The organism is Mesorhizobium shangrilense (assembly GCF_028826155.1).
GTDB lineage: Bacteria > Pseudomonadota > Alphaproteobacteria > Rhizobiales > Rhizobiaceae > Arvimicrobium > Arvimicrobium flavum.
The window spans coordinates 147,585-160,447 of sequence record NZ_JAQGPN010000001.1 but is presented as its reverse complement, the minus strand read 5'-3'; the positions used below and the strand labels follow the sequence as shown (position 1 = coordinate 160,447).

General features: G+C 67.3%; 14 protein-coding genes. 7 read left to right on the top strand and 7 right to left on the bottom strand.

Annotated elements, in window-relative coordinates:
- Window positions 1-16: 16 nt before the first annotated feature.
- Window positions 17-976 carry a dihydrodipicolinate synthase family protein gene (locus PD284_RS00775; RefSeq protein ID WP_274626336.1) on the bottom strand — a complete coding sequence of 320 codons (960 nt, stop codon included), beginning with the start codon at window positions 974-976 and terminating at the stop codon, window positions 17-19.
- A gap of 106 nt (window positions 977-1,082) precedes the next feature.
- On the opposite strand from PD284_RS00775, the gene PD284_RS00770 reads away from it, so the two are divergent.
- Window positions 1,083-1,976 carry an IclR family transcriptional regulator gene (locus PD284_RS00770; protein WP_274626335.1) on the top strand — a complete coding sequence of 298 codons (894 nt, stop codon included), beginning with the start codon at window positions 1,083-1,085 and terminating at the stop codon, window positions 1,974-1,976.
- 20 nt (window positions 1,977-1,996) lie between these two features.
- Here the strand turns inward: PD284_RS00770 and PD284_RS00765 are convergent, their stop codons facing one another.
- The 4 genes from PD284_RS00765 to aztA form a co-directional block, all read right to left on the bottom strand.
- Window positions 1,997-2,788 carry a DUF1194 domain-containing protein gene (locus tag PD284_RS00765; RefSeq protein ID WP_274626334.1) on the bottom strand — a complete coding sequence of 264 codons (792 nt, stop codon included), beginning with the start codon at window positions 2,786-2,788 and terminating at the stop codon, window positions 1,997-1,999.
- 129 nt (window positions 2,789-2,917) lie between these two features.
- A complete protein-coding gene (aztC, locus tag PD284_RS00760; protein WP_274626333.1) occupies window positions 2,918-3,868 on the bottom strand; it encodes a zinc ABC transporter substrate-binding protein AztC in 951 nt (316 codons plus the stop codon).
- Between the two features lie 17 nt (window positions 3,869-3,885).
- Window positions 3,886-4,761 (bottom strand): zinc ABC transporter permease AztB, encoded by an 876-nt coding sequence (gene aztB, locus PD284_RS00755; protein WP_274626332.1) that lies wholly within the window; start codon window positions 4,759-4,761, stop codon window positions 3,886-3,888.
- On the bottom strand, window positions 4,761-5,633 hold the full coding sequence (aztA, locus tag PD284_RS00750; RefSeq protein WP_274626331.1) for a zinc ABC transporter ATP-binding protein AztA: 873 nt from the start codon (window positions 5,631-5,633) through the stop codon (window positions 4,761-4,763). The genes aztB and aztA overlap by 1 nt, the downstream gene beginning before the upstream one ends.
- Before the next feature lie 109 nt (window positions 5,634-5,742).
- Between aztA and PD284_RS00745 the strand changes: the two genes are divergently transcribed.
- A complete protein-coding gene (locus PD284_RS00745; protein ID WP_274626330.1) occupies window positions 5,743-6,141 on the top strand; it encodes a Fur family transcriptional regulator in 399 nt (132 codons plus the stop codon).
- A 126-nt stretch (window positions 6,142-6,267) separates the two neighbouring features.
- Here the strand turns inward: PD284_RS00745 and PD284_RS00740 are convergent, their stop codons facing one another.
- Complete coding sequence (locus tag PD284_RS00740) at window positions 6,268-6,822, bottom strand: hypothetical protein (protein WP_274626329.1); 555 nt, start codon at window positions 6,820-6,822, stop codon at window positions 6,268-6,270.
- A 157-nt stretch (window positions 6,823-6,979) separates the two neighbouring features.
- Window positions 6,980-8,176 (bottom strand): ROK family transcriptional regulator, encoded by a 1,197-nt coding sequence (locus PD284_RS00735; protein WP_274626328.1) that lies wholly within the window; start codon window positions 8,174-8,176, stop codon window positions 6,980-6,982.
- A gap of 316 nt (window positions 8,177-8,492) precedes the next feature.
- Between PD284_RS00735 and PD284_RS00730 the strand changes: the two genes are divergently transcribed.
- Genes PD284_RS00730 through PD284_RS00710 form a run of 5 tightly spaced genes read left to right on the top strand, consistent with a single transcriptional unit; the run spans window position 8,493 to window position 12,862 of the window.
- Entirely contained in the window at window positions 8,493-9,569 is a 1,077-nt protein-coding gene (locus PD284_RS00730; RefSeq protein ID WP_274626327.1) for a Gfo/Idh/MocA family protein, read from the top strand.
- The gene (locus PD284_RS00725) at window positions 9,569-10,414 is read left to right on the top strand and encodes a sugar phosphate isomerase/epimerase family protein (protein ID WP_274626326.1); all 846 of its coding nucleotides are present in this window, start codon (window positions 9,569-9,571) and stop codon (window positions 10,412-10,414) included. The genes PD284_RS00730 and PD284_RS00725 overlap by 1 nt, the downstream gene beginning before the upstream one ends.
- A complete protein-coding gene (locus PD284_RS00720; protein ID WP_274626325.1) occupies window positions 10,411-11,223 on the top strand; it encodes an alpha/beta fold hydrolase in 813 nt (270 codons plus the stop codon). Before PD284_RS00725 ends, PD284_RS00720 begins: the two co-directional genes overlap by 4 nt.
- Complete coding sequence (locus PD284_RS00715; RefSeq protein WP_274626324.1) at window positions 11,220-11,915, top strand: ribulose-phosphate 3-epimerase; 696 nt, start codon at window positions 11,220-11,222, stop codon at window positions 11,913-11,915. Before PD284_RS00720 ends, PD284_RS00715 begins: the two co-directional genes overlap by 4 nt.
- Window positions 11,915-12,862, top strand: a complete 948-nt coding sequence (locus PD284_RS00710; protein WP_274630499.1) for an ROK family protein — start codon at window positions 11,915-11,917, stop codon at window positions 12,860-12,862. The genes PD284_RS00715 and PD284_RS00710 overlap by 1 nt, the downstream gene beginning before the upstream one ends.
- Window position 12,863: the final 1 nt, after the last annotated feature.

Below are 12,863 nucleotides of genomic sequence, written 5' to 3'. Positions count from 1 at the left end.
TCCCAAAGATGATGTGTCAGGATCTGGTGACTGGCGCGGTGCTGCTCGCTTGCGTGGAGCAGATCGCCGCGAGGCGGTCGAACTCCAGGTCCGGCCAAAGATGTTCCGCGGCCCGCGTCAGGCAGGCGAGGCCGAACGGGTTCGGAGCGAACGAGGGTGTGCGCGGGTTGAGGCTTTCGATGCCATACCGGAGGGCCGCGAGCAGCTTGCCGTAGACAAGGAAGTTGTCGAGGCTCTGCATGAGGAAGACGACGAGGGGCAGCAGCGAACGGTAGAGCGCCTCTCCCTCTGCCTGATCCTCGGCGCGCGGCGACGTGACGAGATCGAAGATGCGCTTCTGGACGTCGCAGCTTTCGGCGCCGGGAACCATGCCCGCGCATCCGGCCCTGAGATTGTCCGTCAGTTCCAGGCCGCCGCGACCGTTGAATACGGCAAGCTGTCCGTTCGTCTCCTCGATGATCTTGCGGATGCCGATGACCGGTCCTTCTCCCTTGAGGACGCGAAAGTTCGCATGATTGCGCGCCAGCGTCGCAATACCTTCGGCGCTCAATCCGATGCCGGTATATTCGGGGGCATTCTGGATTCCGATCGGCGCATCCACGGCGTCAGCGACCTTGCCGAAGAAGCGAATGAGCTCGCTCTCGCTTGCGCTGCGGACGGGAGGAGGCTGCAGGACGATCCAGTCGGCGCCGAGCTCGACCGCGTAGCGGGCGAATTCTGTCTGGGCGGCAATGGATGGTTCCGCCACGGTGACGCTGAGAGCCACCTTGCCGGCGGCAGCTTCCGCGGCTCCCTCGAGGACCTGCCGCCGCTCCGACAGGGTGAGCTTGTTCACCTCGGTGCCGAGGCCCAGCACCGCAAGACCATCCACGCCGGCCGCGATGCAGCCTTCTGCCTGACGGCGCATCGCCGCCTTGTCGAGTTCGCCGGCCGCGTCGAAGAACGCGAACTGCATCGGATAGATACCGCGAAACAAATTTTCCCCCTTGAGGCGTCTTGCCAGGTGCGAGTGGTTCAGATATATGAACCAGTGTTCACAGTTAGAAACTACGATCAGATCCCGGGGGAAGTCAAGCAGCGCGATGCGAGAGCTCACGACGAGAGAGGCGCGGCCGGCAGCGGATGGCTCGGCTGTCAAAATCAAATCGGCAGAGCGGGTTCTCGATGTCTTCGAGTGTCTGGGGGGAGAGCCCGACGGCCTGACCTTTCCCGAACTGGTGAAGCGCCTTGAAGTGCCCAAGAGCAGCCTGCACGGCCTGCTCGCCGTGCTGGCCCAGCGCCAGTATCTGGTATTCGACCCCGAGACGCGGCGCTACAGCTTCGGCGTGCAGTTGTTCGAGCACGGTCGGTCGTTTCTCAAGCAGCATGTGGAAGTGCGGGAAGCGAAGGCCGCCATGGCGGCAATCGTTGCCGGGGTGAACGAGACAGCCCAGCTCGGGTTGCTGCGCGGCGCCGAGGGCGTCAATCTCGCGACGGTGGAATGTTCCCATCAGTTGCGCATGCAGTTGGAAGTGGGGCGTCGTTTCCCTGCGCACGCGACCAGCATCGGCAAGGTCCTGCTGGCGCATCTGCCCGAGAGCGAGGCAAGGGATCGGGTGGGGAGCGGCCCGCTCGCGCGCTTCACCGAGAACACGTTCGTCGACCCGGAAGACCTGGTGGCCGAGCTTCGCAGAATCCGCCAGCGCGGCTTCAGCCTGGACACGGAAGAGTGCATTCCCGGCGTGTTCTGCGTGGGTATCCCGATCGCGGGAAATTCAGGCGCCGTGCTGACGGGAATGAGCGTGACCATCCCCACGTCGCGACTGAACGGCGATCTGCTGGCTCGCGCACTGTCGGGCCTCTGCGTTGCGAGCCTGGAAATCAGCCGGCGAATGGGCGTGGGGAACGTGATCCCGCAGCTGCAGGAGCTTTGCGTGGTGGATAACGCAGCGAGGGCGTTGCACGAATCCCCGGCAAGGCGCTGGCTGGAAAAATAGGACGCCGCGGGGCTGCCGTTCTACGGATCCGGATAGAACAGCCGGTAATGCTCGCCGACGAGGCAGTCGACGGGCAGCGCGGCGACGGCCAGCACCCTTGGCCGCGCGGCGAGGCCGCTGACCTCCAGGATCAGCTTGAGGCGGATCGCGGTGGCGAATTCGGATGCGTCGTGGATGGGGAGCACGAAGGAACCCGGGCCGCCGGTCACGCAATCGGAATAGTAGCGGTCGACGGTTCCGAACATCGCCGCGGTCATCTGCGAGGGCCGGATGAGGATGGGCAGGCCGTTGATGATGATGCCGCCCGACACGGCCTCGTCGCGGACGGCTGCGACCGGACCGCCGGTGTTGTTGGGTCCGTCGCCCGAGATGTCGATGATGCGCCGCTCGCCCTGCAACTTGCTCTGGGCAAGCAGGCTTGCGCCGAAGGCGACCGCGCTGGAGATGGACGTGCCGCCGGACGATCCGCCGAGCGGCAGTGCCGCCAGTTTCCCGGCGAAGACGGTCGCGCTGTTGTGGCCGTCTATGATCTGCCAGGGGATGATGGAGCCCTGCCGGATCGACCCGGACCATTCGAAATAGGTCAGCGCGATCCGCCCGTGGCGGCCCGACTGCACGGCATTCAGGAATTCGGGGGTCAGCAGCGCATTGACGTAGCCCGCCCGCTGCAGGGCGAACTCTTCCTTGTCCATGGAGTTGGAGGCGTCGACGGCGAGCACGAGCTCGACGTCGACCTCGTCATCTCCGGCGGCCGCGACCGGGGTCACCGGGCTGCAGGCGAGACACAGGATCAGGGCAAGTGCGGCCCGCATCGTTGTCGTCGCGATCGATTGCCCCCACGCGCAAGGATAAACCTGCCGGGCCGCCGGGTCCAATCAAATGCGATGGCGTGTGCCGGCGCGAGCTGATCTGATGCCGCTCACTCCCGTGGAAAAGACAGCTCAGCTTCCCGTGACGGCGCCTTTGATGGTGGCGAGGTTGTGCCGCATCATGTCGATATAGGTGGCGGCGGGGCCGCCTTCCGGCGACAGGGCGTCGGAGTAGAGGGCGCCGCCGATTTCGAGGCCGGTCTCGGTGGCGATCTGCTCGATCAGGCGGGGGTTCGTGATGTTCTCGACGAAGACGGCGGACGCGCGGTCCTCCCGGACCTGGCGGATCAGGGCGGCGACGTCGGCGGCCGACGCCTCGGCCTCGGTTGAGACGCCCTTCGGGGCGACGAAGTTCAGCCCGTAGGCATGGGCGAGATAGCCGAAGGCGTCGTGCGAGGTGATGATGGTGCGCTTGGCCTCGGGGATGGCCGCGACGGCGGCCGTGATCTCGGCCTCCAGCACATCGAGCTTCTGGCCGTAGGCTGAGGCGTTCGCCCGGTAGGTGTCGCAGCCGTCGGCGTCGGCGGTGCAGAACGCGTCCGCGACATTGGTCACATAGACCTTGGCGTTGCGCACCGATTGCCAGGCGTGCGGATCGTGGGCGCCGTGATCGTGGTCGGCCTCGCTGCCGTGGTCGTGCGCAGCGCCCGCCTCGTCTTCGTGGCCGCCGGAGGCCGGCAGGAGATCTGCTCCCTTCGAAAGCTCGACCAGCGGCGCCTTTGCGCCGCTCGCCTCGACCAGGCGCGGGACGAAGCCTTCGAACTGCAGCCCGTTGACCAGCACGACGTCGGCGGAAGCGACTGCCGCCGCATCGGCCGGCTTGGGTTCGTAGACATGCGCGTCGCCGTCCGGCCCGACCAGCGTCGTGATCTCGACCCTGTCGCCGCCGACATTCTTGGCAAAGTCCGCGAGGATCGAGAAACTGGCGACGACCTTCAGCGGTTCTGCCGATGCTCCCGCAAGTGCTGCGGGCGAGAGGAGGACGGCGGAAGAGAAAAGGGCGGTCCGGATCGTCTTCAGCATGGATTGGGCCTCGATCTTCACGCGGTGCGGTGGGACGTGCGGCGGGCGCGCGTGGCGACGATGCCGCGCGTGCCGGCAAGGATCGACACGGCGTAGATCACGCCGGCCGACAGGATGATCGCCGGCCCGGAGGGCAGGGCGGCGTGGTAGGAGAGGAGAAGGCCCGACAGGCTGGAGGCTGCGCCGACCAGGATCGCAACGAGGCACATCGGCCCGACGCGCGTCGTCCAGAAGCGCGCGGCTGCTGCCGGCAGCATCATCAGGCCGACCGAGAGCAGCGTGCCCAGCGCCTGGAAGCCGCCGACGAGGTTGAGCACGACCAGCCCGAGGAAGACGAAGTGGACCGGCGGCCCGAGCCGTGACACCGAGCGCAGGAAGAGCGGGTCCAGGCATTCGGCCACCAGCGCCCGCCAGAACACCGCGAGCGAGGCCAGCGTGACGCCCGCGATGAGCGCGATCAGCGCCAGCGCCTCGTCGTTGAGGGCAAGCACGCTACCGAACAGCACGTTCATCAGGTCGACGCTGGAGCCCTTGAGCGAGACGATGAGGACGCCGAGCGCCAGCGAGATCAGGTAGAAGGCGGCCATCGAGGCGTCTTCCTTCTGGATGGTGAGCCGTGAAACTGCGCCCGCGCCCAGCGCCGCGATCACGCCGGCCACAAGCCCGCCGATGGTCATGGGCACGATCTGCAGCCCGAACAGCAGGAAGCCCATCGCCGCGCCCGGCAGGATGGCGTGGGCCATGGCGTCGCCCGCCAGGCTCATTCGCCTCAGCATCAGGAAGACGCCGACCGGACAGGAACTGAACGACAGGAGCAGCGAGCCGATGAGCGCGCGGCGCATGAACTCGAACTCGGCGAAAGGCTGGACCAGCGAGGCGTAGAGCATGTCCATCAGGCTGCGCCCCTCTCGTGCGCGGAGCCGTCCACCGCGTGGGCGTGGTCGTGATGGTGTTCGCCCGGCGCGTGATGGGCATGGTCGTGGTGATGTCCGTGGCCCGCGTGGTGGTCGTGGTGGGCGTGATCGTGGGCATCGTCGGGCGCGCACCATGGCGCGTGCTCGTCCCAGGCCTCGTGGAACTGGCGCGCCCTGAGCAGGTTCTCGGCGGAGAGCGTGTTGCGCGCGTCGCCCCACGCGACCGGCTGGCGGGCGAGCAGCAGCGCCTCGGGGAAATGCTGGCGCACGAGATCGAGGTCATGCACCACGACCAGCACCGTGCGGCTCTCGCCATGCCAGCGCTTGATGAGCGCGATCAGGTCCGTGACCGTCCGGGCGTCGACGGCGTTGAACGGCTCGTCGAGCAGGATGAGGTTGGCGTCCTGCACGAGCACGCGGGCGAAAAGGGCGCGCTGCAACTGTCCGCCGGACAGCGTGTCTATCGGGCGAGTCTCGAAGCCGGAGAGCCCGACGGCGGCGAGCGCATCGGCCACCGCCTTGCGGTCCTCGGCGCCATGGCGGCCGAGCAGGCCACGCCGCGGCCAGAGGCCGAGCGAGACGAGGTCGACGACGCGCGCCGGAAAGGTGCGGTCAAGCTCGGATTGCTGGGGCAGGTAGGCGAGCCGCGAACCCGGCGCTATGGCGCAGGCGCCAGCCATCGGCTTCAGCACCCCGACGATGCCCTTCATCAAAGTCGACTTGCCGGACCCGTTCGCGCCCACGACGGCGGTGAGCGAGCCGGCGCGCACCGTGCCGTTCAGGTGGTGCACGGCCGGATGGCTGTTGTAGCCGAGCGTCAGATCGGTGAATGTCACTTTCGCGCTGGACATCGGCGGGGTCATCCGCATGCGGGATGCGGCCTTGAGTGTTGCTGGTGTGTTATGTTATTACATTCACGATTTCGCCGATGCAAGACGGGATGCGACGAAAGTTCTTGAGATGACCGCGACGCGTGAACTGACGAAGAACCAGGCGCTCGTGCTCGGCGCGCTTTCGAGGGCTGAGGCCCCGCTCAGCGCCTATGGGCTGCTCGACCAGCTGCGCGAGCACGGTTTTCGCGCGCCGCTGCAGATCTACCGCGCGCTCGACAAGCTGATGGAGTTCGGCCTGGTGCACCGGCTGGAGAGCATCAACTCCTTCGTCGCCTGCGCGCATCCGCACGACCACGCGCACGGACTGATCGCGTTCGCGATCTGCGACAGCTGCGGTGCGGTCGACGAGTTTTCGGACGAAGTGGTGGAGGAGCGGCTGACAGGCTGGTCGCGCGACCACGCGTTCCGGCGGGCGAAGACCACGATCGAGATGCGCGGCACCTGCGCAGCCTGCGGGGCGCAATAGGGCGTGTGCCAATAAGCTGCGATTGGCGGGCAACCGTCGACTGGCGCACACCAAGGAGGCCCATTTCGGTGAGGATTCAGGGCGAGTAATCCGCCGCGACCGGCCGAGACGCGGCGGTGAAGCGCGCTACTTGCTATGGCCCATGTCGGCGGGGAGCATCAGGTGCTGATACTTGTTCCCCGGGAACATGACGTAGGGATGGCTGGGATCGGGATCCATCTTGTTGGGGTAGCTGGCCGCCATTTCGTGCGCCGCCTTCCCGACGATCATGACATGGGGACCTGTCTGGACCCAGTGCGACTTGTCGGTTGCATAAGGGTCGTGGTTGCTGGTGCCCATGTCCCCGACCATCATGTAGACGAACCCGGTTTTGTCCGGCGGCTCGCCCTGGGTATAAACTGCCCGGAACCATTCAACCCCGACGACATCGGCGCACCACGGCCCGCCGTCGAGATCGATGGCGCAGGTCCATCCATTTTTTCCTTCTCTGACGGTGGTCGGGTTGAAGCCGTCAGCCAGTCGAATGATCGTGGCGTCCTTCCCGATATCGGCGGGAGCAGCAGATATCGCTTTTGCAATGAATTCGGGGTCTCCCTTCGGAATCTCCGCCGTGAGTTCGGCTGCGATGCTGGACGTTGAGAGGACTAAAGAAACCGATGCGAGGATATAGAGCCGTTTCATGGCTACCCTCCATTGTGTGCGACCGGTCTTCCTAGTCTAGCGCGGAATATCGGCCATGTCGCGGCCGATACCCGCGTTATTGAGTACACGCCCCAGGGGTCGAGGGGCTGCGCGACAGAATTCCAGGGTCAGGCCCCAACGGCGGCTCCCGCGCCGCCTATTCCTGAGTGCGGTTGAACACGAGCTTTTCGTCGATCGAGAACATGCTCTGGTGCAGCATCAAGGCGGCGCCGATCGCCGGGCCTTCTATGCCGAGCGCCGACAGCGCGATCTCCGGCAGCGGGTGGTTGGCCAGGAGATGCTTGCGCAGCGAGTGGTCGACTTGGTCGCGCGCATAGGCGAAGAGCGAGGCCACCGGGCCGCCGAGCACGATGACTTCCGGATTGAGCACGCTGGTCAGCGTGGCCAGGCCACGGCCGAGGAAGCGGCCCCAGTCCGCCACCGTCGATAGCGCCGACGGCTCTCCCGCCTCTACCGCGCGCAGGAAGTCGCCGAAGCTCACCGCCGCGCCACCGTGGAAGCGGTGGCGCGCCAACACGGCGTCGCGACCGACAAAGCTTTCGAGCGAGCCGGGCACCGTGGCGATGTTCGCAAAGCCTTCCTCGCCGGCATAGATGTGGCCGATCTCGCCGGCATAGCCCTGTCCGCCGCGCAGGATCCTGCCGCCGCTGACCAGCCCGCCGCCGACGCCGGCGTCCATGAAGATGTAGAGCGCCTCGCGCGGCGCGGCCTCGCCGCCGCGATAGAGTTCGGCCATGGCAAAGGCGTTGGCGTCGTTCTCCGCGACGATGGTGGGAAGTTCGGGCAGGCGTTCCCGCAGCATGTCGAGCACAGGCACGTCGTACCAGCCGAGGATGGGCGCGCGCATCAGCCTGCCGTCGCGCGTCAGCAATCCGGGTAGCACGACGCTGAGGCCGCGCACCGCCTCCGGCGCCGGCAGCCGCGCCATGGTGCGGCGGACGAGGCCGGCGAGGTCGTCGACGACGGCTTCGGGCGTCAGCCGCTTCATGTCCAGGATAACGGTATCCTCGGCGACGATCGCAGCGTCGAGCCCGATCGCAACCGCCGTCTCGTGGCCGACGCCGATATCAGCCCCTAGGAAGACGGCGTGATGCCGGTTGAGCCGCAGGTCAGTGCCAGGCCGCCCGGTGCGCACCACCTCGCGCTCGGCGGCCTCGGTATCGTCTTCCTCCACCAGCCCGGCTTCGATCAGGTCGGCCACAATGCTGCTGGCGGTCGAGCGGGTGAGGCCGAGCCGGCGCGCCAAGTCGGCGCGGCTCATCGGCCCCCCGCGGAACAGGGCGTCGAGCGCCCGGACCTCGTTGATGTGGCGGACTGCCCGCGGCATGGACATGGGTTGGTTGAGCTCCTTGCCGGGGTCTCGGCACGGAAAGCCTAAAGCAAACCGCGCGATTCCGGAAACGGGCAGTCGCTTTAGATTTTTGTTTTCGCATGACTTTCGCCGAAATGCCGGCATACGCTTTTCGGCGCGATACGCGGTCGATGGTCGGAACCGGCAATGCGGTCAGCCGGTACTTCCCGGCCCACCCGTTTGCGCGCGATCACACACTTGACAAAATCGTCGCGCAGAGTTTGGTTTGAAACCGAACAAACTCCGCTCGGCATGGCGCCAGGGCGGTTCTCCATGAAAGCTGCAAGGAACGCCGCCGATGCCCATGAAGGAGACCGACCGCCTGAAAGTGGGGGTCCTGGGGGCGGGGCAGATCGCCCAGGCCGCCCATTTCGAAAGCTGCACCAAGGCGCGCAACGCCGACCTCTACGCGATCTGCGACGTGGCGCAGGATCTGCGCGAGCGCATGGCGGTGACGCATGGGGCCGAGAAGACGTTTGCCGACTATGACGCGATGCTGGCCGATCCGGCGGTCGACGCGGTGATCATCGCCACCGCGGACGCCTTCCACGTGCCGGCGTCGATCCGCGCGCTGGAGGCAGGCAAGCACGTGCTCTGCGAGAAGCCGGTCGGCGTGACGATCGAGGAGGCGGAGGAATTGAAGGCCGCCGTCGCGCGCTCGGGCAAGGTGTTCCAGGTCGGCCACATGAAGCGGTTCGACGCCGGGCTGCAGGCCGCCAAGACGTTCATCGAGACCGAGATGGGCGAGATGGTGGCGCTGAAGGCCTGGTACTGCGACAGCACGCACCGCTATCCGATGACGGACGCCGTGCAGCCGCTGATCGTGAGCAGCGCCAACGCGCGCAGGCCTGCCGCCAATCCGAAGGCTGACCTCAGGCGCTATTACATGCTGGCGCATGGCTGCCATCTGGTCGACGTCGCACGCTATTTTGCCGGCGAAATAACGGCGGTGACGGCCCGCCTCTCCGAGCGTGCAGGCATCTGGTGCTGGTTCGTCGACGTGGAGTTCGCGCGCGGCACGCTCGGCCATCTCGACCTGACCGTGGCAGTGCGGATGGACTGGCACGAGGGTTTTCAGATCTACGGCCAGAACGGCAGCGTCATCGGCAAGACCTACAATCCCTGGTACTACAAATCGAGCGACGTCGACATTTTCCGCGAGGCTGACGGCGCGACGCATCGCGTGCTCGGTGCCGACGGCCATTTTTATCGACGCCAACTCGAAGGTTTCGCCGATGTCGTCCTGAAGGGCGGGGCGATGGAAGGCGCGAGCGTCGAGGACGGTCTTGCCTCGGTGCGCGCCATGGTCGCCATCGCGCGCTCCGCCGAGAGTGGGCGCCGCGTCACGCTGGCCGAGGTCTCGGGAGGCGTCTGATGAGGCTGGGCATTTTTGCTAAGACCTTTCCGGGCGAGGCGCCGGAACCGGTGCTCGCCGCCGTGTCTGCGGCCGGCTTTTCGGTGGCGCAGTACAACATGGCCTGCTCGGGATTGCCGCCCATGCCCGACGAGATTCCGCCGGGCGTGGCCGCCGCGGTCGGCGCTGCCGCAAAGGACCGGCAGGTCGAGATCGTAGCGCTGTCCGGCACCTACAACATGATCCATCCCGACCCGGCCGTTCGCGCCGCGGGCCACAGGAGGCTCGAGGTCCTGGCGGCGAATGCGGCGGCGATGTCGACGCGGCTGATCACGCTCTGCACCGGTACACGCGATGCGCATGACCAGTGGCGGGCGCATCCCGACAACGACACCCCCGAGGCGTGGGCCGATCTGCTGGCGTCGATGGAAGTCGCCATCGGCATCGCGGACCGTCACGGGGTGGATCTCGGCATCGAGCCGGAACTGGCCAATGTCGTCAACTCGGCCGCAAAGGCGCGCCGGCTGATCGACGAGCTGCGCAGCTCGCGGCTCCGCATCGTCTTCGATCCCGCCAATCTTTTCGAAGCCGAAACGATCGAGCGCCAGCTCGATATAGTGGCACGCGGCATCGACTTGCTTGCCGATCGCATCGTGATGGGCCACGCCAAGGACCGGGACGCCGAGGGCGGCTTCGTCACCGCGGGACAGGGCGTGCTCGACTATCCTCACTATCTCGCGCGGCTTGCCGCCGGCGGCTTCGACGGGCCGATGGTCGCGCATGGCCTTGCTGCCCGCGAGGCCGAAGGCGTCGCCCGCTTCCTGCTCGGCGTGATGGGGGCTGCGGGCGTCGAGGTGACGCGATGACGCCGATCGGCAGCATCGTTCGGGACGGCGCGCGGCTGCGCGTGGACGACACCGGCGGCGAGGGCGTGCCTGTCATGTTCCAGCACGGGCTCTGCGGCGACGCGGGCCAGCCGGCTGAACTGTTCCCTGAGGATGCGCGTCTGCGCCGCATAACGCTTGAATGCCGTGGCCACGGGGCGTCGGAGGCGGGCGACACCGATCGTTTCGGCATCGCGACGTTTGCCCGGGACGTCGCGGCTGTCGCGGACATGACGCAAAGCCTGCCCCTGGTCGTCGGTGGCGTCTCCATGGGCGCGGCGATCGCGCTGCGCCTGGCGGTGAAGCGGCCGGATCTGGTGTGCGGGCTGATCCTCGTGCGGCCTGCCTGGGTGACGGACGCCGCGCCCGCGAACATGGCGCCCAATGCGGAAGTGGGGCGGCTGCTAGCAGCCCTCGCGGGCGACGAGGCCCGCAAGATCTTCCTGGCGGGCGAGACCGCGAAGAGGCTCGCGGCGGAAGCGCCCGACAACCTGGCTTCGCTTGCGGGCTTCTTCGACCGGCCGAACCGGGCCGTCACGGCGGCCCTGCTGCAGCGCATTTCCGCCGATGGGCCTGGCGTCTCGGAAGACGATCTGCGGGCGCTTCGCGTGCCGACGCTGGTCATCGGCCACGGCCAGGACTTCGTGCATCCCCTTGCTCATGCCGAACGGCTCGCAGCGCTCGTCCCCGGCTCCCGGCTGGTGCGCGTGACGCCGAAGGCCGAGAACCGCGCCCGCCACGTCGCCGACGTCCGCGATGCGCTTCAAAACTTCCTGAAGGAACTCCAATGACCTCGCCCGACTGGATAGATGCCCTGCCGACCGACCGCCTGATCGGCGAGTTCTCGATGTGGTCTGCCGACCTCGTCAATCTCGAGCGGGACCTTGGCCGCATCGCCGGGCACGCCGACGTGCTGCACATCGACGTCGCCGACGGGCATTTTGCTCCTGCGCTGCTGTTCTTCCCCGACCTCGTCGCTGCGATCCGCAAGGCGACGAGCATTCCGATCCACGTTCATCTGATGACCGCCGACGACGTGCTGATCCCGCAGATCGAGCAGTTCGCCGACGCCGGCAGCGACCTGATCAGCATCCATCTGGAGAACGAGGCGGTCGCTTCCGAGGCCCTGGACGTGCTTGACGCGCGCGGCGTGGCGGCGGGCATGGTGCTGAAGGTGGAGAGCCCGGTCGAGGCGGTCGCGCCCTACCTTCCGCGCCTGCGCTTCGTGACCCTGCTCGGCACGGCCATCGGCGTGAAGGGACAGGGACTCGACGAGCGGGCCGGCGATCGCCTGCGGGCGGCCAAGCAGCTGATATGGCAGGCGAAGAGCCCGCGGCGGACCGTGCTGGCTGCCGACGGGGGCATCCGCGAGCACACGGTGCCTGTTCTGCGCGCTGCCGGCGCCGAGACCGTCGTGGTGGGCTCACTCGCCTTTGGCGCGCCGGACCTAGCCGCACGCATGTCGTGGCTGCACGCACTGTGATGACCGGCGCGCCGCTCGCCATCGGGCTCGACCTCGGCGGCACACAGCTGCGCGCCGCATTGGTGAGCCGCAGCGGCGAGGTCCTCAAGAGGACGGCGGTTGCCACAGCGGCTTCCGCCGGCCCTGAGGCGGTCGTCGGCCAGCTTGCGGAGGTAGCGAGGGAGATTGCCGAGGGCGTTGCCCTTGCGGAGATCGCCGGCGTCGGCATCTCGGCTCCCGGGCCGCTCGACGCGGTCAACGGCCGCATCATCTGGGCGCCAACCCTGGCGGGTTTCCGCGACGTCCCGATCGCGGCGCTGCTTGCGCAGCGGCTCGGCCTGCCCGTGCGCCTCGAGAATGACGGCATCGCCGCAGCGCTCGGGGAATGGCGGTTCGGTGCGGGAAGGGCGCTTTCGAACCTTGCCTATGTCACCGTGAGCACCGGCATCGGCGGCGGGGTCGTCTGCGACGGACGCGTGCTGCGCGGCCGCCGGGGCATGGCCGGGCACGTCGGCCATATGACCATCGTGGAAGACGGCGACATCTGTTCCTGCGGCAACAGCGGCTGTTGGGAAGCCTATGCTTCGGGCACCGCATTCACGCGACGCGCACGGCTGCGCGCTACGGACGCCGCGGATACCCTGCTCGGCGAGGACATGGAAGCGATCGACGCCCGCCGCGTGTTCGAGGCGGCTGCACGCGGCGACCCGCTGGCGGGCGAACTGGTGGCCGAGGAGGCGGACTACCTCGGCATCGGCATCGCCAACCTGCTCCACCTCTACAGCCCCGACATCGTGATCATCGGCGGCGGCATGGCGAACGGCTTTGGCGAGATGCAAGAAGGGATTGCCCGGCGCGTCCAGCGTTCGGCCATGCCGGCGTTTCGCGACGTGCCGGTGGTGAGGGCAGAACTGGGCGACAATTCAGGGCTGATCGGCGCTGCGGCGATGGTGTTCGGGGAGGGGTGAC